This is a genomic window from Pseudomonas sp. CC11G (assembly GCF_056174845.1).
In genome coordinates, this window is sequence record NZ_JBWBZC010000001.1 from 346,152 (window position 1) to 365,535 (window position 19,384).

10 protein-coding genes and 1 pseudogene are annotated in these 19,384 nt (G+C 61.5%); 2 read left to right on the top strand and 9 right to left on the bottom strand.

Annotated features, from left to right (window positions below; genetic code table 11):
* Window positions 1–5: 5 nt before the first annotated feature.
* The 3 genes and pseudogenes from mscK to AC0V2S_RS01750 form a co-directional block, all read right to left on the bottom strand.
* A complete protein-coding gene (mscK, locus tag AC0V2S_RS01740; protein ID WP_475508240.1) occupies window positions 6–3,341 on the bottom strand; it encodes a mechanosensitive channel MscK in 3,336 nt (1,111 codons plus the stop codon).
* A gap of 34 nt (window positions 3,342–3,375) precedes the next feature.
* The gene (locus tag AC0V2S_RS01745; RefSeq protein WP_475508241.1) at window positions 3,376–5,121 is read right to left on the bottom strand and encodes a potassium/proton antiporter; all 1,746 of its coding nucleotides are present in this window, start codon (window positions 5,119–5,121) and stop codon (window positions 3,376–3,378) included.
* A gap of 219 nt (window positions 5,122–5,340) precedes the next feature.
* Window positions 5,341–7,142: pseudogene (locus AC0V2S_RS01750) on the bottom strand (acyl-CoA dehydrogenase).
* 174 nt (window positions 7,143–7,316) lie between these two features.
* Here AC0V2S_RS01750 and AC0V2S_RS01755 point away from each other — a divergent pair.
* Complete coding sequence (locus AC0V2S_RS01755; protein WP_475508242.1) at window positions 7,317–8,153, top strand: 23S rRNA (adenine(2030)-N(6))-methyltransferase RlmJ; 837 nt, start codon at window positions 7,317–7,319, stop codon at window positions 8,151–8,153.
* 97 nt (window positions 8,154–8,250) lie between these two features.
* Here the strand turns inward: AC0V2S_RS01755 and AC0V2S_RS01760 are convergent, their stop codons facing one another.
* The 4 genes from AC0V2S_RS01760 to AC0V2S_RS01775 form a co-directional block, all read right to left on the bottom strand.
* Window positions 8,251–9,516 (bottom strand): HD-GYP domain-containing protein, encoded by a 1,266-nt coding sequence (locus tag AC0V2S_RS01760; protein ID WP_475508243.1) that lies wholly within the window; start codon window positions 9,514–9,516, stop codon window positions 8,251–8,253.
* Between the two features lie 112 nt (window positions 9,517–9,628).
* Window positions 9,629–10,645, bottom strand: coding sequence for a TRAP transporter substrate-binding protein (locus AC0V2S_RS01765; protein WP_475508244.1), 1,017 nt, complete (start codon window positions 10,643–10,645; stop codon window positions 9,629–9,631).
* Between the two features lie 159 nt (window positions 10,646–10,804).
* A complete protein-coding gene (gene msrA / locus AC0V2S_RS01770) occupies window positions 10,805–11,449 on the bottom strand; it encodes a peptide-methionine (S)-S-oxide reductase MsrA (protein WP_475508245.1) in 645 nt (214 codons plus the stop codon).
* A gap of 84 nt (window positions 11,450–11,533) precedes the next feature.
* Entirely contained in the window at window positions 11,534–14,230 is a 2,697-nt protein-coding gene (locus AC0V2S_RS01775; RefSeq protein WP_475508246.1) for a sensor domain-containing protein, read from the bottom strand.
* 65 nt (window positions 14,231–14,295) lie between these two features.
* Here AC0V2S_RS01775 and AC0V2S_RS01780 point away from each other — a divergent pair, with 65 nt between their 5' ends.
* Window positions 14,296–14,829, top strand: a complete 534-nt coding sequence (locus tag AC0V2S_RS01780; RefSeq protein ID WP_475508247.1) for a hypothetical protein — start codon at window positions 14,296–14,298, stop codon at window positions 14,827–14,829.
* 229 nt (window positions 14,830–15,058) lie between these two features.
* Here the strand turns inward: AC0V2S_RS01780 and aceF are convergent, their stop codons facing one another.
* Together aceF and aceE are read right to left on the bottom strand one after the other, a co-directional pair.
* Window positions 15,059–16,699, bottom strand: coding sequence for a dihydrolipoyllysine-residue acetyltransferase (gene aceF, locus AC0V2S_RS01785; protein WP_475508248.1), 1,641 nt, complete (start codon window positions 16,697–16,699; stop codon window positions 15,059–15,061).
* 12 nt (window positions 16,700–16,711) lie between these two features.
* Window positions 16,712–19,357, bottom strand: coding sequence for a pyruvate dehydrogenase (acetyl-transferring), homodimeric type (gene aceE / locus AC0V2S_RS01790; RefSeq protein WP_475508685.1), 2,646 nt, complete (start codon window positions 19,355–19,357; stop codon window positions 16,712–16,714).
* Between the last annotated feature and the right edge of the window lie 27 nt (window positions 19,358–19,384).

The following is a 19,384-nucleotide window of genomic DNA, read 5'->3' on the forward strand; positions in this document are numbered from 1 at the left end:
GGTCGTTATGGTTTCGGGGCTTCTGGCTCTTCTGCTGCCGACACCTTCTGCTCCTGCCCCTCCCGATTAGCCAGGAAAATTTCCATCTTCGGCGTGCTGCTGGAGTTGATGTCGTTGGCGCGGAACAACTGGTCGATGCGACGGTTCAGTTCATCCGTGGCCGGGCCACGGTCGCCGAGTTCGCGCACGTAAATCTTCAGTTCGTGGTCCAGGGTGCTGGCGCCGTATGAGGTCAGTTGCACAGTGGGTGCCGGGTCGCGCAGTACGCGGGAGTTTTCCTGCACGGCCTGCATCATCAGTTTGCGCACCAGCTCCAGGTCGCTGCCGCGCTGTACGTTGAACGTGAGCACGATACGGGTGACGGTGTCGGTCAGCGTCCAGTTGATCAGCTGACTGGTGAGGATGGTCTGGTTCGGCACGATCACCGCTTTGCGGTCGCCGTCAGTGATGTGCGTGGCGCGGATGCGAATCCGGTTCACGGTGCCGGTCACCGTGCCGATGGTCACCAGGTCGCCGATGCGCACCGGCCGTTCGAACAGCAAAATGATCCCGGAAATAAAGTTGGCGAAAATCGCCTGCATACCGAAACCGATACCAACCGACAGCGCGGCCACCAGCCATTGCAGCTTGTCCCAGCTCACCCCGAGGGTCGACAGGGTGCTGACGATACCGATGCCGGCAATGGCGTAGGAGAGCAGCGTGGTGGTCGCATACGCGCTGCCTTGCGCCAGCGATAGCCGCGACAGCACCAACACCTCCAGCAAGCCGGGCAGGTTGTTCGCCAGAGCGATGGTCACGCCGATGATCAATAGCGCACCCAGTACGTCCATCAGGCTGATGGGTACCTGGGTGACGGCCGCGCCGGTGCCCGAGGTGTATTGGTACAGGGTGACGTTATCGAGGTAGGCGAACACGCTGATCAGGTCGGCCCACACCCAGTACAGGCAGCCGATAAAACCGGCCAGCAGCGCCAGGCGGATCAGGCGCAGGGACTGCTGGTTGACCTGGTCGATGTCCAGCGTCGGGGTTTCCACCGGCACTTCGTCACCGTCGACATTTTCCTTGGCTTGCGCCTGGCGTTTGGCCAGGGCGCGGGCGTAGGCCAGACGCCGGGCGGCCACGGCCAGGCCGCGGACAAAGGCGGCTTCGATAATCAACCAGACAATCAACAGGTACAGGGTGTTGATCAAGCGGTCGGTGAGCTTCAGCGAGGTGTAGTAATAGCCAAAACCCACGGCAATGATTAGCGCGAACGGCAGCAGGGTGAAGGCAGCGCCGATCACCAGGCGGAACGGCGAGGCATGTTCGCGCAGTTGTTCACCGAGCAGCAGTTTGCCCAGCAGAATGGTCATCAGGCAGAAGCAGGTCAGCACGGTCACGATGCCGATGACATCCTCGGCGAGTGCCGCCGGTTGTTGTTCCGCCACGCTCACCACCGCCACGAGCGCCATGACCACAAAGCCGAGATTGCGGACTTTCTTGCTGAGAAAATCCACTTGTGGACGCGGCCAGCGGAAGTGCAATTCGGCCACGCCGCCGGGCGCGAGAATGCGGTACAGGGTGTAGAACACCAGCCAGGCCTGGGCCATTTCCAGCAGGGCCAGACCTAGCGCGGCGTTCTGCCCGCGGGCGTCGGCGCGCAGCGCAAGGCCGCCGAGCGCCAGCAGCAGCGACACGGGTAAGGCCAGGAGAATATTCAGCAGCAGCGCCAGCGGTGTATGCAATTGGCTGTCGCGTTTGTAGTGGCCGATGTCTTCGTGCAGCTCGTTGAGCTTGCGGTAGATGGTGCTGCGCTGCCAGATCAGCAAGCCGGACACCAACAGCAGCGGCAGGAAGAACCACGGTCGCTCGCCCAGCGCTTCGAACAGCTGCTTGAGGCCGGCGCCCCACGGCAGGTCGGTCATCTGGCTCTGCAAGTAGCGCGGGGCAACGCGCACCCAGCTCAAATCCAGCGGCTTGTTGCTGGGAATCCAGAACATCTGTTCTTCCAGCGTGGCGCGCAGGGCCTTGGCGGTGGCCTGCAGTTGTTTCTGGTTGAGTTGCAGGGTGATGGATTCGTTGAGCAGCGCATTGAGCTCGCGGCTCAAGCGGTCCAGCAGCTCGCTGCGGGTGTTGGCCAAATCCAGCAGGGTGCGGCGCAGTTCCGGGGTTACCTGCTCGGCCGGCTGTTTCTCCAGCAGGCTGTCTACATAGGCTTGCGGCGTGCTGTATTGGTCGCGGCTCTGGTCGAGGTTGAACTGGTACAGACGGATGTCGGCAATCTCGTCGGCCAGGTCTTTGTTCATCGTCAGGTGGGGCAGCGATTGCTTCTGCTGGTAGAGAATTTTCGACAGCAGCAGGCTGCCTTTGAGCACGTTGATCTGTTCTTCCAGCGACTGGTCGGCCTGGTTGACGCTGTCCAGTTGCTGCTTGGTCAGCAGGTTTTCCTTGGTCAGGTCGTTGAGGCGGTCGGTGGCACGCAGCAGGTAGTCGGAGAGTTTGAGGTTCTGCGCGCTTTCCAGGGCAACCACGCTGTCGGAACCGACGTTCTGCGCTTCTTTGGAAAGCTCGACCAGGGTTTTTTCCGATTGCGCGCGGCGTTTTTCGCTGATCAGGGTTTGCAGGTCGTTGCTGGTCCGTTCGGCGCGGGCGATGCGCTCAACCAGCAGGTCGCGCTGGCCGTTGCCCAGGTCTTGCAGCACGTTGTTGCCTGCCAGTTCGGCGCGGCGCAGGGCTATTTTCGCGGTCAGGGCTGCCTGTTCGGCATTGAGTTGGTCGCGGCGTTCGGGCGGCAGCGGTTTGTTGGCTTCCTTACCGACCTTGAGCAGGTTGCTGATGGTCTGGGCGCGGGTCTGGCCGCTGCTGATTTCCGCCTGGGCTCGCTCCGGCCGGGTTTGCGCGGTGAGGATGTCGCTGTTGGCCTCGGCCAGGGCCTTTTGCCAGTCGCTTAGCTGGGTGCTGAGGTCGGTCAGCTTCTGTTCAAGCTGCGGGATGGTCAGCGAGCCATAACGCTGGCGAAAGTCGTCGACTTGGGTGGCTTTGAGTTTGGTCAGTTCGCGCTGGTTTTCGGCGGTCAGCTTCGGTGCTTCGGCGAGCTTTTGCTTGAGCTGGGTAAGGCCTACTTCGGCATCAGTTTTTTCCGCCAGCAGGGCCAGGGTGTTTTCCAGCGTCTGCTTGATGGTGGCGGCATCGGTTTCGGCCAGTTTGCGCGCGGCCAGGCCGTCGAGGCTGCGTTGCACGTCATCGGCGGACGGCGGCTCGGCGGCCTGCAGGGCGGGAACAATAAGGGCAAGGCCAAGCAAGCTGGCCGTAACCCATTTGCTAATAAATCGGGAACGGAGCGAATACGGGAACAGAGACATGGTCGCCAATCTTGCGGCTCGGGAAGCGAGCAGTTTAGAGGAACAAGCCAGGGCCGGGGCGGCTGCCTTCGGGGAATTTGACGCCGACCTTGCGGATCTTGTTCCCTTCCATGGCTGCAACCGTCCAGGTCAGGCCATTCCACTCCACTTGGTCACCGATAACTGGCTCGCCGCCGATCTCGTGGGAGATAAACCGGCCCAAGGCCATGGTGCCGTCGGTATCGCCGACTTTAAGGCCATAGAGCGCGGCGATGGCGTTGAGTTCGGCGTCGCCTTCGAGCACGAAGTCGCCGAAGAAACGCAGGTCCAGGCCGCGTTTGGGCGCTTGGCTGAACAGCTTGCCGAGGGCCGGCAGGTCGTGTTCGTGGCCGACCACGCAGAGCATATCGCCGGCTTCCAGCGTGGTACTACCAGAGGGGTGCAGCAGTTCGGTGCCGCGGAACAGTGCGGCGATGCGCGTACCCTCGGGCATGTTCAGTTCGCGCAGGGCGGCGCCGATGCACCATTTTTCCGCGCCCAGGCGGTACACAAACAGTTCCCACTGGCTGGTGGGGTGCACTTCCAGGCCGGCGCGGGAAATCGGAGCTGGCTCGGGCGGAACGGTCACGCGCAGCCACTTGGCCACCCACGGCAGGCTGGTGCCTTGCACCACGAGCGAGACCAGCACGATAAAGAACGCCAGGTTGAAGTACAGCTGCGCGTGTTCCAGGCCGGCCATCAGCGGGAACACCGCGAGAATGATCGGCACCGCGCCGCGCAGGCCCACCCAGGCGATAAAGACTTTCTCCCGGTCGTGGAACGCCTTGAACGGGAACAGGCCGACGGCCACCGACAGGGGCCGGGCGATCAGAATCATCCACAGCGCCAGGGCCAAAGCGGGCAGGGCGATGGGCAGCAAGTCGTGCGGGGTCACCAACAGGCCCAGCACCAGGAACATGCCGATCTGTGCCAGCCAGGCCAGGCCGTCGAGCATATGCAAAATGCCGTGGCGCGAACGAATGGCCTTGTTGCCCAGCACCAGGCCGCACAGGTACACGGCCAGAATGCCGCTGCCGTGCAGGGCGTTGGTCAGGGCAAACGTCAGCAGGCCGCCGCTTACCACCAGCAATGGATACAGGCCGTGGGCCAGGTGAATACGGTTGACCAGCTTGAGAATCACCCAGCCGCCGCCCAGGCCAATCACGGCGCCAATGCCGAATTCACGCAGCAGGTGCAGCAGCAGGCCGAAGCCGAATTCGTCTTGGCCGCTGGCGAGCATGTCGATCAGCGTAACGGTGAGAAACACCGCCATGGGGTCGTTGCTACCGGACTCGATTTCCAGGGTAGCGTTTACCCGCTCGTTCAAGCCCTTGCCGCCGAGCAGCGAGAACACCGCCGCGGCGTCTGTGGAGCCAACAATGGCGCCCACCAGCAGGCCTTGCATGATGTTGAGGTTGAACAGCCAGGCGGCGGCCATGCCGGTCAGCCCGGTGGTAATCAGCACGCCCACCGTGGCCATCGACAAGGCCGGCGATAACGCCACGCGGAAACTCGACACCCGGGTGCGCAAGCCGCCATCCAGCAGGATCACCGCCAGGGCCAGGTTGCCGACCAGGTAGGACAGGGGATAGTTGCTGAAGCCGATACCGCCGGGGCCATCAATGCCCGCCATCATGCCGACGGCAAGAATGATCACCAGAATGGGGATGCCGAGGCGTGAAGAAAGCGAGCTCACCAGAATGCTCGCGCCCACCAGCAATGCGCCGATCAGAAACAGGCTATTGATGGCGGTGGCATCCAAGGCGGAACTCCAGAAAGCAGGGGATAGATCGAAAATGGCATATTGCATGCAGCTGGCATGCCAGACGATTCTAACCCGCGTTTTCGCGCACCTGTCAAAAAAATGCCCCGCGTGTGGGCGGGGCATGATTTTTGGCGTTTTTAAGTTCTTGTGGGAGAGGCTTCAGCCTCGAAGCTTTTGAAGAGCATCGAGGCTGAAGCCTCTCCCACAAGGATCGCTTTAGAACCAGGCGTCTTTCATGCCTAAGCACGTATCGTCCTTGGCCTCAAGAATCGCCAGATCATGGTGCATGCTCGGCACTTCCCAGGTCAGGAAGTAGCGCGCGGCCTGCAACTTGCCGGTGTAGAAGTCGTGGTCTTGGGCGTTGCCCTTGGCCAGCCCTTCTTCGGCGCGAATGGCCTGTTCCAGCCAGCGCCAGCCGATCACCATATGGCCGAACACCTTCAAATACAGCGCCGAGTTGGCCAGGGTGTCGTTGACCTTGCCCTTCATCAGGTCGCCCAACAGGCTCAGGGTGACGGTGGAGAGGCGCGACAGCAGGTGCTCCAGCGGTTCACGCAGCGCAGTCAGCGACTCATGGGCTTCGGCGCGCTGGCAGCAGCCCTGCACCAGTTTCACCAGTTGCTTAAGCGCGGCGCCGCCGTTCATGGACACCTTGCGACCGAGCAGGTCGAGGGACTGAATGCCGTAGGTGCCTTCGTGAATCGGGTTCAGACGGTTGTCGCGGTAGTACTGCTCCACCGGGTATTCGCGGGTGTAGCCGTGGCCGCCGAGAATCTGGATGGCCAGTTCGTTGGCTTTCAGGCAGTAATCCGACGGCCAGGATTTAACGATCGGGGTCAGCAGGTCGAGCAATTCCAGGGTGGTTTTGCGGTCTTCTTCGCTTTCCAGGGTCTGGGTGTCGTCGAACAGGCGGGCGGCGTACAGGCCCAGGTCGAACGAGCCTTCCACGTAGGCCTTCTGGGTCAGCAGCATGCGGCGCACGTCGGCGTGCTCGATGATGGCGACCTGCGCGGTGGTTGGGTCTTTGCCGTCCGGCAGGCGGCCTTGCGGGCGCTGACGGGCGTAGTCGAGCGAGTACAGGTAGCCGGCGTAGCCGAGCATTACCGCGCCCATGCCGACGCCGATGCGCGCCTCGTTCATCATCTGGAACATATACGACAGACCCGCGTGCGGCTTGCCGACCAGATAGCCCACGCACTCACCGTTATCGCCGAAGTTCAGCGCGGTGGAGGTGGTGCCGCGCCAGCCCATCTTGTGGAACAGGCCGGCGAGAATCACGTCGTTGCGCTTGCCGAGCGAGCCGTCGTCGTTCACCAGGAACTTGGGCACGATAAACAGCGAGATGCCTTTAACACCGGCGGGGCGTCCGGCAGCTTGGCCAGCACCATGTGCACGATGTTTTCCGACAGCGGATGGTCGCCGCCGGAGATAAAGATTTTGTTGCCCTTGATGCGGTAGGTGCCATCGCCGGCCGGTTCAGCGCGGGTGCGCAGGTCGGACAGGGACGAACCAGCGTGCGGTTCGGTCAATGCCATGGTGCCGAAAAAACGGCCTTCGATCATCGGCTGCAGAAAACGCTGCTTTTGTTCTTCGTTGCCGAAGCTCTCGATCAGGTTGGCCGCGCCCATGGTCAGGAACGGGTACGAGGTGGTGGCGGCGTTGGCCGACTGGAAGTGGCAGAAGCAGGCCTGCGACAGCAGGGTCGGCAGTTGCATGCCGCCGGCTTCGAAGTCGCGCGAGGCATTCAGAAAACCGGCTTCCAGGAAGGCGTCGACAGCCGGTTTCACTTCCGGAATCAGCACCGCGGCGCCGTCGACGAATTGCGGTTCGTTTTCGTCGTTTTTGCGGCAGTGCGGGGCAAACAAGTTTTCGGCGATGCTGCGGGCTGTGCCGATGGCGGCATCGAAGGTTTCGCGGCTGTGCTCGGCGAAACGCTCGCGTTGGGTCAGGGCTTCGGCATCCAGCACTTCATAGAGTTCGAAGGCCAGGTTACGGGAGCTGAGCAGAGTCTCGGACATGCGGCTTACCTGTTTTTGTTGGACGGTTAAAAACTACGTTGCCGGAGTCTATTGCGGCTTCATGGCAGCGCCTAGCTTCATACAGGCCAGTGATAAAGCAGCAAAACCCACTGCCCATGGCAGTCTAGCGGGCTGGTAAACTTCGCCGCCTTAGCGCGCCCGAGGACCTGCAACATGAACTACCGCCACGCCTTCCACGCCGGCAACCATGCCGATGTGCTCAAACACCTGATCATTAGCCGCATCATTGCCTTGCTGGCGCGCAAGGAAGCTCCGTTCGTGTGCCTGGACAGCCATGCCGGCCTGGGCCTCTACGATCTTAAAGGTGACGAAGCCAGCCGCACCGGCGAATGGCAGGAAGGTATTGCCCGCCTGTGGAATGCCGACGACCTGCCGGCCAGCACCGACGACTATTTCGACGTGCTCAAGGCCATGAACCCGGATGGCGAGTTGCGCTACTACCCAGGCTCCCCGGAATTGGCCCGGCAACTGAGCCGTGACCAGGACCGCGTGCTGCTCAACGAAAAGCACCCGCAAGACGGCCAGCTATTGAAAGAAAACATGCGCGGCGACCGCCGTGTGGCCGTGCACCTGGGCGAAGGCTGGCATGTGCCGCGCGCCTTGCTGCCGGTGGCGGAGAAACGCGCGCTGCTGCTGATCGACCCGCCGTTCGAACAAAGCGACGAGCAGGACCGCTGCATCGCCGCGCTGAACGAAAGCATCAGCCGCATGCGCCAGACCATCGTCGCCATCTGGTACCCGATCAAGGACGAGCGCCAGCTCAAGCGGTTCTACCAAGGCCTGAGCAAATCCACCGCGCCAAAACTGCTACGCGCCGAATTGTTTGTGCACAGCCCGGACGACGCCACGCGCCTGAGCGGCTCAGGGCTGGTGATTGCCAATGCGCCGTGGGGGCTTGAGGACGAGCTGAAGGAATTGTTGCCGTGGCTGGCCAAGAACCTGGCGCAGAGCGAAGGGAATTGGCGCCTTGACTGGTTGATTGCCGAATAATTTAAGGGCCAATCGAGGCTGAAGCCTCTCCCACAGTTGACCGCGGTTCTTGTGGGAGAGGCTTCAGCCTCGATGCTTTTGATTGTATTGGCGGCGGCTATTTAGAGCGCTTGGGATCCACGTAGTAACTCACCTGCTGCCGCGGATTTAAATACTCGCTCGCCGCTTCATCCAGCTCCGACGCCCGCACGCTCTTGGCTATCGCCAGCTCGGGCTCATTCTCCAGATTGACGATCAGCGCCTCGCTCTTGGGAATATTCGGCTCGTACAGAATCAGCGTCGGCTTGAGCGGCAGCGTCGGGTGCATGCCCAGCACCAGGCCGAAGCGGCCATCCTGCAACTGCACGAGACTGCCCGGCGGGTACACGCCCATGCAGCGGATAAACGCCTTTAGTGCCACCTGATCGAACCGTTCCTTGTGCTGATTGAACATCCGCGCCAGCGCCTCATGCGGGCTAATGGCCTCGCGCGGGTTGTGCGGGTTGCACAGGTTGTCGAAGTGGTTGGTGATGCACACCACGCGGCTCAGGCGGCCGATGCTGGCCTCGTGCAGTTTGTTCGGGTAGCCCGTGCCGTCGCAGTATTCGTGGTGCTCGTAGATGATGCGCAGCACCTCGTCGTCGAGCATCAGCTTCTGCCCGCGACGGCGCCCAAATTCGGTGTGCATCTGCAAAAACTGCAATTCCGGGCGGTTCAGCGGCTCGGTTTTGAGCAGCACTTTGCTCGGCACATCCATCTTGCCGATGTCGTGCAGCAGCGCGCCGAGGCCCAGGGAGTGACAGGCCTCGCTGTCGTAGCCGAGCTGGCGGCCGAGCATCATCGACAACACGGTGACGTTCAAGGCATGGGAGTAGGCATCTTCGGCGGCTTTGCCGTTGATGCTGTGCAGCACCACGCCGTCCTCGGCCATCATGGTGCCGACCAGTTCGCGCACCACTTCACCGGCCTGTTTCACCACGTCTTCAGGGGCGCGGTGCAGGGTTTTGGTGAGCTCTTTGACCATGTGGCTGGTGTGAATGAACTTGCGGTCCACCTCGGCCAGGCGCTTGCGCAGCTTGCCGAGTTTTACCGCGCGTGCCTCTGCGGCTATTTCTTCGGCGGTAGGCGGCTGGGGCGGGGGCGGCGGTTCTTCGACGATCACCGGCGGCAATTCGTCCGGGTGCGGCAGCGGCAGGCAGTCGCTTTTCGTGGGGTCGTAGCGCACCTGCGGCAAGCCCAGGGCGAGCACGGCATCAAGTTGAGCCTGGTCTTTGATTTTGAAGCTGTTGAACGCGAAGTCGTGCTCCCACCAGTTCAGGTCGAGCTGAACAAAGAGGCCAACACAAAGTTGTTCGGGAACGAGCAGTCGTTTGGAATCTGGCATGCCGGGCTCATGGGGCCACTGGTTATTTGCCCTAAGTCTAGCGTGCCAACGGCGGGCTGTGACCCGCCTAATGGCTAACAGCCAGCTTTTACCTGGCTGACGTTGCTTTCCGTTATTTGCCGGCGCTCTTGCGATTGACCTGTTCGGCTGCATGGATGATGTCGCTGCCGATCACCGCTTCGTACTGTTTCCACACCGGTTGCATGGCGGCGCGCCAGTGGGTGCGCTCCTGTTCGGTCAGGGTAAGCAGGTGGGTTTTGCCCTGGCTGAGCTGCTGGCGCGCCTCGACGTTCTGCTGCTCGGCGGCGTTGTTCACGGCAAAGGTTACTTCTTCGACGATGCCTTCCAGCTCGGTGCGCGTGGCGTGGGGAATGGCGTACCAGAACTGGGTATTGGTCACCAGCATGTAGTCGAGCACGCCGTGGTTGGTTTCGGTCATGTAGGGCTGCAGCGGTGCGTATTTCTGGCTGTAAAGGTTCGACCAGGTGTTCTCGGTGCCCTGCACCTTGCCCTCTTGCATGGCTTGCAAGGTGGCGGCGAATGGCAGTTTCACCGGCGTGGCGCCCAAGGCGTTGAACTGGCTTTCGATGACCGGCGAAGGCTGGATGCGGAAGGCCAGGCCCTTGGCGTCGGCGGGGTTGTTCAGCGCCTTGGTGGCCGATAGCTGTTTCATGCCGTTGTGCCAATAGGCGAGCCCGGTGATGTTGTGTTTCTGCATGCCGGTTAGCAGTTGGCGACCCTTGGCCCGTTGCTGAAAGCGATTGACCGCCGCCAGGTCGTCGAACAGAAACGGCAGGTCGAAGATTTGCAGTTGCTGGTTGTACTCACCGAACTTGGCCAGCGAGGGTGCGAGGATCTGCACCTTGCCGTCGCGCAGGGCCTGCAATTCATCAGCATCGCCGTACAGGCTGGAGTTGGGGAATACCTCGACGCTGACCTTGCCGGCCAGGCGTTCTTCCACCAGTTTTTTGAACAGCAGGGCGCCTTGGCCCTTGGGAGTGTCTTCGGCGACGACGTGGGAAAACTTGATAACGATGGGGGCGTCTTCGGCCAGTACAGCGCTGGCGACACCCAATAGCGCGGCAAAACCTACGACCAGGCGGCAGCGCCCGAGGCTAAACGTGTTCATGCAGATTCTCTCTTTTTTATAGTCGCGTCCGGTGCGGCACCGGCATGACAGCTGGCAGAGAGTCATCCTACAACTTGCGTGTTACAGGAGCACTTAGACGTTCGCCAGGGCGTGAACCGGTCGAGACTGTTGGGCAGCCAAGACCGGTTCAGTGCGGATTTACAGCAGGCACACCCCAGTGCCACCGAGCCCGCAGTAGCCATTCGGGTTCTTGGCCAGGTACTGCTGGTGGTAGGCCTCGGCGTAGTAAAACGCCGGCGCTTCGATGATTTCCGTGGTGATGGCGCCGAAGCCGGCCGCTTCCAGTGGCTTCTGGAAAGCCGCCTGGCTGGTCAGCGCGGCGTCGAGCTGGGCCGGGCTGGTGGCGTAGATGGCCGAGCGGTATTGGCTGCCGACATCGTTGCCCTGGCGCATACCCTGGGTCGGGTTATGCGCTTCCCAGAACACTTTGAGCAGGACGTCGTAGCTGGTCACTTTCGGGTCGAACACCACCAGCACCACTTCGCTATGGCCGGTCAGGCCCGAGCAGGTTTCATCGTAGGTCGGGTTGGGCGTATGGCCGCCGGCATAACCCACTGCCGTGCTGTACACGCCGGGTTGTTGCCAGAAGCGCCGCTCGGCCCCCCAGAAACAACCGAGACCGAAGATTGCGGTTTCCAGGCCAGCCGGGAACGGACCCTGCAACGGGTTGCCGTTGACGAAGTGCTGCTCCGGCACCGGCATCGGGCTTTCACGGCCGGGCAGGGCTTGCTCGGCGGTGGGCAGGTCGAGCTTGTGGGCGAGAATTTGCGAACGCAGCACCATGGCAGGCTCCTTGGGTTAACGGATGGGGTTTTGCAGATATGGCGTCTCAGTAGACTGAATGCAACGCCAGACGTTACAGCGAATTCAGTTGGCCGGGCGGCACGGGTAGCGGCGTAGGCTTTCCAGCAGGTCACGGCCGGGAATCGGCCGGTCGAACAGGTAACCCTGGCCGATATCGCATTTATGCCGGCGCAGAAAGCTCAGCTGGGCGGCATTCTCGATGCCTTCGGCCACGACTTTGAGCTTGAGGTTGTGGGCCATGGCGATCACCGCGGAGGTGATTTCCATGTCGTCCTGGTTGTCCGGGATGTCTTTGATAAAGCTGCGATCGATCTTGATCACATCGATGGGGAATTTCTTCAGGTAGCTGAGCGACGAGTAGCCGGTGCCGAAGTCGTCCATGGCCAGAGTCAGGCCCAGGCTTTTCAGGCGATTGAGTTGCTGGCGGGTGTCGTCGGTGGCTTCCAGCAGCAGGCTTTCGGTCAGCTCCAGCTCCAGCAGGTGCGGCGGCAGCTGTTCTTCTTCGAGGATATCGGCGATGGAGCCCACCAGGTCCGGGTCGGAAAACTGCTTGGGCGACAGGTTGATGGCCACCTGAATATCGCCAAGGCCCAGGGCCGTGAGCTGCTTGCTCATGCGACAGGCCTGGCGCGCCACCCATTTGCCGATGGGGATGATCAGGCCGGTGTCTTCGGCCACGCTGATAAATTGGTCCGGCTGGATCATGCCCTTTTCCGGATGGTTCCAGCGCAGCAGCGCTTCCATGCCGGTGAGGTGGCCGCTGCGCAGGTCGAGCTTGGGCTGGTAGAACACTTCCAGCTCGTTCTGGGTCAGGGCGCGGCGCAGGTTGTTTTCCACAAACAGCTTGTAGTTGGCCTCGGCGTTCAGCGCCTCGGTAAACACCTGCACCTGATGTTTGCCGTTGGCTTTGGCTTTGTGCAGCGCCAGGCCCGCGTGTTTCATCAGGGTGTGGGAGTCTTCGCCGTGCAGCGGTGCGCAGGCCAGGCCGACCGAGCCGGTAACGCTGATGAGCTGGTTGTCGACGAAAAGCGGTTTATCCAGGGTTTGCAGAATTTGCCCGGCAATGCGCTGGCCTTCGGCGACGTCGCAGTTATCCAACAGCACGGCAAATTCGTTACTGGCAAACCGCGCCAGGCTGTTGTTGGCGTTCAAGCTGTTGCGCAGGCGGCGGGCCAGGCTCATCAGCAGCTTGTCCCCGGTCTGGTGGCCGAGGCTGTCGTTGATGCGCTTGAAGTTGTCGATATCCACCAGCAGCAAACTGGTGGGTTTCTCGCTGTTGCCGGAGAAACGCTCTTCCATGCTGCGGATAAACGCCGGGCGGTTGCCCAGGCGCGTGAGGTTGTCGGTGTAGGCCAGGCGCTCGATGCGCTGCTGGGCCAGCTTGCTCTGGGTGATGTCTTCGTAAATGCCAATGTAGTGGGTCAGCTCGCCATCGCCGCCATACACCTTGGAAATCGACAGATGCCCCCAGTAGGGCTCCAGGCTCTTGCGGCGGCTGCGGAACTCGCCGTGCCAGCTGTTTTGCTGGGCGAGGTTCGAATGGGCGTCGAACAGCAGGTCGCTGAGGTTGGCCAGCGCCGGCAGGTCGGACAGGCGCCGGCCTTGCACTTCTTCGGGGCTGAACAGGGTGATGGCGGTAAAGCTGGAGTTCACGTACTCGACGATGCCTTCGCGGTCGATCAGCAAAAACGCGCTGGCGCTTTGCTCCACGGCGCGGCGGAACAGTTGCAGCTCGCTGCTGGCGCTGCGCCGCTGCTGGTTGACCATGGCGTGGGCGAACTGGTCGGCCAGCTCACCGGCAAAGGCGATTTCATCGGCCTGCCATACCCGCTCGCTGCCGGCGTGTTCCAGGCACAGCACCGCCACCACTTCACCGGCCACCCGCACGCTGGCATCCAGCATGGCGGTGACGCCACGCGGCAGCAGGTGGGTTTCGGCCAGCTCGCGGGTGCGCGGGTCGCGCATGGCGCTGTGGGCATCAATGGCGCGGCCGCTGTGCAGAGCGGCGAGGTAGTGCGGGTAGGTGCTGGCGTTGATGGCGGTCGGCAACTCGTGCTGACCGATATCGGTGCTGTACATGGTGATGGGGTCGAGCATTTCCTGGCGCAAGTGCCAAAGGCTGGCGCGGGCGACATTGAACGTCTCGCAGGCGGCCTTTGTGATCAGCTGCGCGGCCTCGAAAACCTGGTTGTCTGAGCTGTAACGATGGCGCGCCAGGCGCACGATCATGCTCTGCTGCGCGCGGCTGCGCACCAGGTGCTGCAAGTGTTCTTCCTGGGAGCGTTGATAGAGTTCGAGGGAGGCTTGCAGGCGGTTGTTCTGGATTTGCAGTTCGGACTGTTGCGGCTGGCGGTCGGGGAAGACCGGTTCGTCTGCCGGTAATAGATAGCCGCGTAACAGCTGGCGTCCGTGTTGCTTGAAGGCTTCGCCCAGCTCCACCAGGTGGAGCAGGCCGTTGGGCGTATGCAGCTTGTAGTGCACTTTGTAGTGCGGGCTGTCTTTGAGTTGCAGGGCAATGGTGTCGTGCAACTGGTAGCGTTCTTCGGGCTCCATGAGGCTCGCGTAGGGCGAGCCGATCAAGCCGCAAAGTTCCCCGGCGGCCAGGCCCAATTGGGCTTCGCAGGAGGCGTCGAGAAATAGGAGAGTCCAGCTAGCCTCATTAAGCCGCTCGAAACGCAACATGCCGAGCCGCGAGGGCACTGGCAACTGCGTCACAACCTCGACCGCCGGACGGCTGGCGGCATCGGTATGGCTTTTCATCGGGAGACTCGCTTCCAGTATGCTGAACGAGTGGCTCGGGGCCACTTCATTCGTAAGGGTGCATCATGCGAACAAGACTGACAAGGCGGCTGGGAACATTGCCTGCAATTGCCGCTGTAATGCTGGCAGCGTCTACCGTGCAGGCGGCTGAACCCGCCCCTGAATTGAACGGTGCCGAACAGACGCGCTACCTCAATGAACTCAAGCATCTGTACCTCACCAGTAACGAGCGCCAGGCCTTGCTGGCGCAAAGCAACGAGCTGCTCGACACCTATGCCGTGCGTGCGGCTTTCCAGGTGGGCCAGGCCGAACGCCATGATCAGGTGTATCAGCTTAGTGTCGGCGGGCCGGGTGAGTTGCTGGTTCAGCAGACAGTCCGCGAAGCGCAAGGCGTGAACTTGGCGGTAAGCAATGCGCGTCTTGAGGTGTTTGGCGTCGATCCATACATCAAATACGAATGCCCGCCGACCGAGCAGGTGTGCGTGCTGAAAAATCCCCAGGACGGCAGCCCGTGGCTGACCATTCGCCGCGATCATCAGGGGGCGGCGGAGTTGGCCAAGGCGTTGACGTTTCTTTTGCGCAATATTCAGAAGGGTTGATTTCCTTCCAGACGCACCGTCGTCCCAGCGCAGGCTGGGACCCAGAATGTGGCGTCGATCCTCGTTGGTCGTCCTCTCCAAGACTCTGGATCCCAGCCTGCGCTGGGATGACGGATGTTTTGTTTGAGTGATCCGCTCCCCCGCCAAAAAAAACGCAAAAAAAACCCCGCCAAAAGGCGGGGCTGAGGTACGAGCGTGGCATGCCCGAAATAGTTGAAGCGTTACAGCCTTACAGCAGCATGGTGCGGATATCGCCCAATACGTCGCTCAGACGTTTGGTGAACCGGGCGGCAGCAGCACCATTGATTACGCGGTGGTCGTAAGACAACGACAGCGGCAGCATCAGTTTTGGCTGGAACGCTTTACCGTCCCAAACTGGCTGCATGGTCGCCTTGGAAACCCCGAGAATCGCCACTTCCGGCGCGTTGACGATCGGCGTGAAGCCTGTGCCGCCAATATGGCCGAGGCTGGAAATGGTGAAACAGGCGCCTTGCATGGCGTCGGCCGAGAGCTTCTTGGTGCGCGCTTTTTCCGCCAGTTCCGCGGCTTCGGCAGCCAGTTGCAGCAAGGTCTTCTTGTCGACGTCCTTGATGACCGGTACCAGCAGACCGTCCGGGGTGTCCACGGCAAAGCCGATGTTCACGTATTTCTTGCGGATGATCGCTTTGCCCGACGGCGCCAGGGAGCTGTTGAAGTCCGGCAGTTCCTTGAGCAGGTATGCACAGGCCTTGAGCAGCAGCGGCAGCACAGTGAGCTTCACGCCGGCTTTCTCGGCCACGGCTTTCTGCGCAATGCGGAAGGCTTCCAGCTCGGTGATATCGGCCGAATCAAACTGCGTTACGTGCGGCACGTTGAGCCAGCTGCGGTGCAGGTTGGCGGCGCCCACTTGCATAAGGCGGGTCATCGGCACTTCTTCAATTTCACCAAAGCGGCTGAAATCGACTTCCGGAACCGGCGGAATGCCTGCTCCACCGGTAGCGCCGGCGGCCGGTGCTTCCTTGGCCTTCTGCATCATGGCTTTGACGTAGACCTGCACGTCTTCTTTCAGCACACGACCGTGTGGACCGCTGGCGGCCACCGCGCTCAATTCAACACCGAACTCACGGGCCAGTTGGCGTACAGCCGGGCCGGCGTGGGTTTTGGCGCCGTCTTTGGCAGGCGCTGCGGGGGCGGCCGGAGCTGCCTCCGCTTTGGCGGGTGCGGCAGCTGCTGGCGCTGGCGCTGCTTCGGCTTTAGCGGCAGGCGCTGCGGCTGGAGCAGGGGCGGCAGCAGGTGCGCTACCCGCCACTTTCAGTTTCAGAATCAAGTCGCCGGTGCCGACTTCATCGTCCAGCTTCACGCTCAGGCTTTCCACCACGCCGGCAGCCGGCGACGGGATTTCCATGCTGGCCTTGTCAGACTCCAGCACCAGCAGCGATTGGTCGGCTTCTACCGTGTCACCGACTTTTACCAGCAGTTCGATGATTTTGGCTTTGCCCGACGAACCAATATCCGGCACGTGGATATCTTGCACCGAGCTGCTTGCGGCAGCGGCTGGCGCCGCAGCAGGTGCGGGCTCGGCGGCTTTGGCAGGCTCAGCAGCAGGCGCGGCTTCAGCTTTAGCGGCAGGTTCGGCGGCGGCCGGGGCTGCTTCAGCGCCGTCCACTTCCAGTTCCAGCAGCTCATCGCCTTCTTTCAGGCGATCGCCGAGTTTGACCTTGAGGCTTTTCACCACGCCGGCTTTCGGCGCGGGGATTTCCATGCTGGCTTTGTCCGACTCGAGGGTGAGCAGGCTTTGATCGGCTTCAATCCGATCGCCTACTTTCACCATCAATTCGATGACTTCCCCTTCACCGCTGCCAATGTCGGGTACGCGAATTAGTTCACTCATCTCGGCGCTCCCTTAGCAGTCCAGTGGGTTACGTTTTTCTGGGTTGATGCCGAACTTGACGATGGCTTCGGCCACCACTTTCGGTTCGATATCACCACGGTCAGCCAGGGCCTCCAGGGCGGCCAGCACCACGAAGTGACGGTCAACTTCAAAGAAGTGACGCAGCTTCTTGCGGCTGTCGCTACGGCCGAAACCGTCGGTGCCCAACACTTTGTATTCCTTGACCGGTACCCACTGACGAATCTGTTCGGCGAACAGTTTCATATAGTCGGTAGAGGCGATAACCGGACCTTTGCGGCCGCTCAGGCACTCTTCGACGTAGGTTTGCTTCGGCTTCTGGCCCGGGTGCAGACGGTTGCTGCGTTCCACGGCCAGGCCGTCACGGCGCAGTTCGTTGAAGCTGGTAACGCTCCACACATCGGCGCTGACGTTGAACTCGTCACGCAGAATCTTCGCCGCTTCGCGCACTTCACGCAGGATGGTGCCCGAACCCAGCAGTTGCACGTGGTGCGCCGAGTCGCGCTTGTCTTCTTCGAGCAGGTACATGCCCTTGACGATGCCTTCTTCCACGCCGGCCGGAATCGCTGGCTGGGTGTAGGACTCGTTCATCACGGTGATGTAGTAGAAGACGTCCTGTTGCTCTTCGGTCATCTTCTTCATGCCGTCCTGAATGATCACCGCCAGCTCGTAGCCGTAGGTGGGGTCATAGGTGCGGCAGTTCGGGATGGTGGCCGCCAGCATATGGCTGTGACCATCTTCGTGCTGCAGGCCTTCACCGTTCAGGGTGGTGCGGCCGGCGGTGCCGCCGATCAGGAAGCCACGGGTGCGGCTGTCGCCAGCGGCCCAGGCCAGGTCGCCGATACGCTGGAAGCCGAACATCGAATAGAAGATGTAGAACGGCAGCATCGGCTGGTTGTGGCTGGAGTACGAGGTACCGGCAGCAATGAACGACGACATGGCGCCGGCTTCGTTGATGCCTTCTTCGAGAATCTGGCCCTTCTTGTCTTCGCGGTAGAACATCACTTGGTCTTTATCCACCGGCTCGTAGAGCTGGCCGACCGAGGAGTAGATACCGAGCTGACGGAACATGCCTTCCATACCGAAGGTACGGGCTTCGTCCGGGATGATCGGCACGATGCGCTGGCCGATTTCCTTGTCCTTGACCAACTGCGACAGGATGCGCACGAAGGCCATGGTGGTGGAGATTTCGCGGTCGCCGCTGCCGTCCAGAATGGCCTTGAGGCTTTCCAGTGGCGGGGTCGGAATGCTGAAGCTCTTGGCGCGGCGCTGGGGCACGAAACCGCCCAGGGCGCTGCGGCGTTCGCTCAGGTAACGGGCTTCGGCGCTGCCTTCTTCGGGTTTGAAGAACGGCAGGTTTTCCAGCTCTTCGTCTTTCACCGGAATATCGAAGCGGTCGCGGAATTTCTTCAGGCTGTCGACATCGACTTTCTTGGTGTTGTGCGCGGTGTTCTTGGCTTCGCCAGCACCGGTGCCGTAACCCTTGATGGTCTTGGCCAGAATGACGGTCGGCTGCTCTTTATGGTTAACCGCCTGGTGGTAGGCCGCATACACCTTGTACGGGTCGTGGCCACCGCGGTTGAGCTTCCAGATTTCGTCGTCGGACAAATCGGCAACCATCGCCTTGAGTTCCGGCGAGTTGAAGAAGTGTTCACGCACGAAAGCGCCGTCTTTGGCTTTGTAGTTCTGGTACTCGCCGTCGATGACTTCGTCCATACGGCGTTGCAGGATGCCGTCGGTGTCTTTGGCCAGCAGCGGGTCCCAGAAGCGGCCCCACACGACCTTGTTCACGTTCCACTGGGCGCCGCGGAACACGCCTTCGAGTTCCTGGATGATCTTGCCGTTACCGCGCACCGGGCCGTCGAGGCGCTGCAGGTTGCAGTTGATGACGAAGATCAGGTTGTCGAGTTTTTCGCGGCCAGCCAGGGAGATGGCGCCGAGGGATTCCGGCTCGTCGCACTCGCCGTCGCCCATGAAACACCAGACTTTCTGCTTGCCAGCCGGAATAAAACCACGGCTTTCCAGGTACTTCATGAAGCGTGCCTGGTAGATCGCCTGAATCGGGCCAAGGCCCATGGATACAGTCGGGAACTGCCAGAAATCGGGCATCAGCCACGGGTGCGGGTACGACGACAGGCCGTTGCCGTCCACTTCCTGACGGAAGTTGTTCATCTGGTCTTCGCTGATGCGCCCTTCCATAAAGGCACGGGCGTAAACGCCGGGGGAGGCGTGGCCCTGGAAGTAGATGAGGTCGCCGCCGTGCTCGTCGGTCGGGGCCTGGAAGAAGTAGTTGAAGCCAATGTCATACAGCGTGGCGCTGGAGGCGAAGCTGGAGATGTGGCCGCCCAGGTCCGAGTCGCGCAGGTTGGTGCGCATCACCATGGCCAACGCGTTCCAACGTACCAACGAGCGAATGCGGCGTTCCATGAACAGGTCGCCAGGCATGCGTGCTTCGTGGGTTACGGGGATGGTGTTGCGGTACGGCGTGGTGATGGCGTAGGGCAGTTGCGCACCGCTGCGGGTGGCCAGTTCGCCCATACGGGTCATGAGGTAATGAGCGCGGTCTTCACCTTCACGGTCTAGGACGGATTCAAGCGCGTCCAGCCATTCCTGGGTTTCGACGGGATCGAGGTCTTGCATGGCTTGCTCCATGGCGGAAAGGCTTCC

Bases quoted from the DNA above. Each gene is read 5' to 3' on its own strand.
- mscK (WP_475508240.1), bottom strand. From the start codon at position 3,341: ATGTCTCTGTTCCCGTATTCGCTCCGTTCCCGATTTATTAGCAAATGG.
- AC0V2S_RS01755 (WP_475508242.1), top strand. From the start codon at position 7,317: ATGAACTACCGCCACGCCTTCCACGCCGGCAACCATGCCGATGTGCTC.
- AC0V2S_RS01760 (WP_475508243.1), bottom strand. From the start codon at position 9,516: ATGCCAGATTCCAAACGACTGCTCGTTCCCGAACAACTTTGTGTTGGC.
- AC0V2S_RS01765 (WP_475508244.1), bottom strand. From the start codon at position 10,645: ATGAACACGTTTAGCCTCGGGCGCTGCCGCCTGGTCGTAGGTTTTGCC.
- msrA (WP_475508245.1), bottom strand. From the start codon at position 11,449: ATGGTGCTGCGTTCGCAAATTCTCGCCCACAAGCTCGACCTGCCCACC.
- AC0V2S_RS01775 (WP_475508246.1), bottom strand. From the start codon at position 14,230: ATGAAAAGCCATACCGATGCCGCCAGCCGTCCGGCGGTCGAGGTTGTG.
- AC0V2S_RS01780 (WP_475508247.1), top strand. From the start codon at position 14,296: ATGCGAACAAGACTGACAAGGCGGCTGGGAACATTGCCTGCAATTGCC.
- aceF (WP_475508248.1), bottom strand. From the start codon at position 16,699: ATGAGTGAACTAATTCGCGTACCCGACATTGGCAGCGGTGAAGGGGAA.
- aceE (WP_475508685.1), bottom strand. From the start codon at position 19,357: ATGCAAGACCTCGATCCCGTCGAAACCCAGGAATGGCTGGACGCGCTT.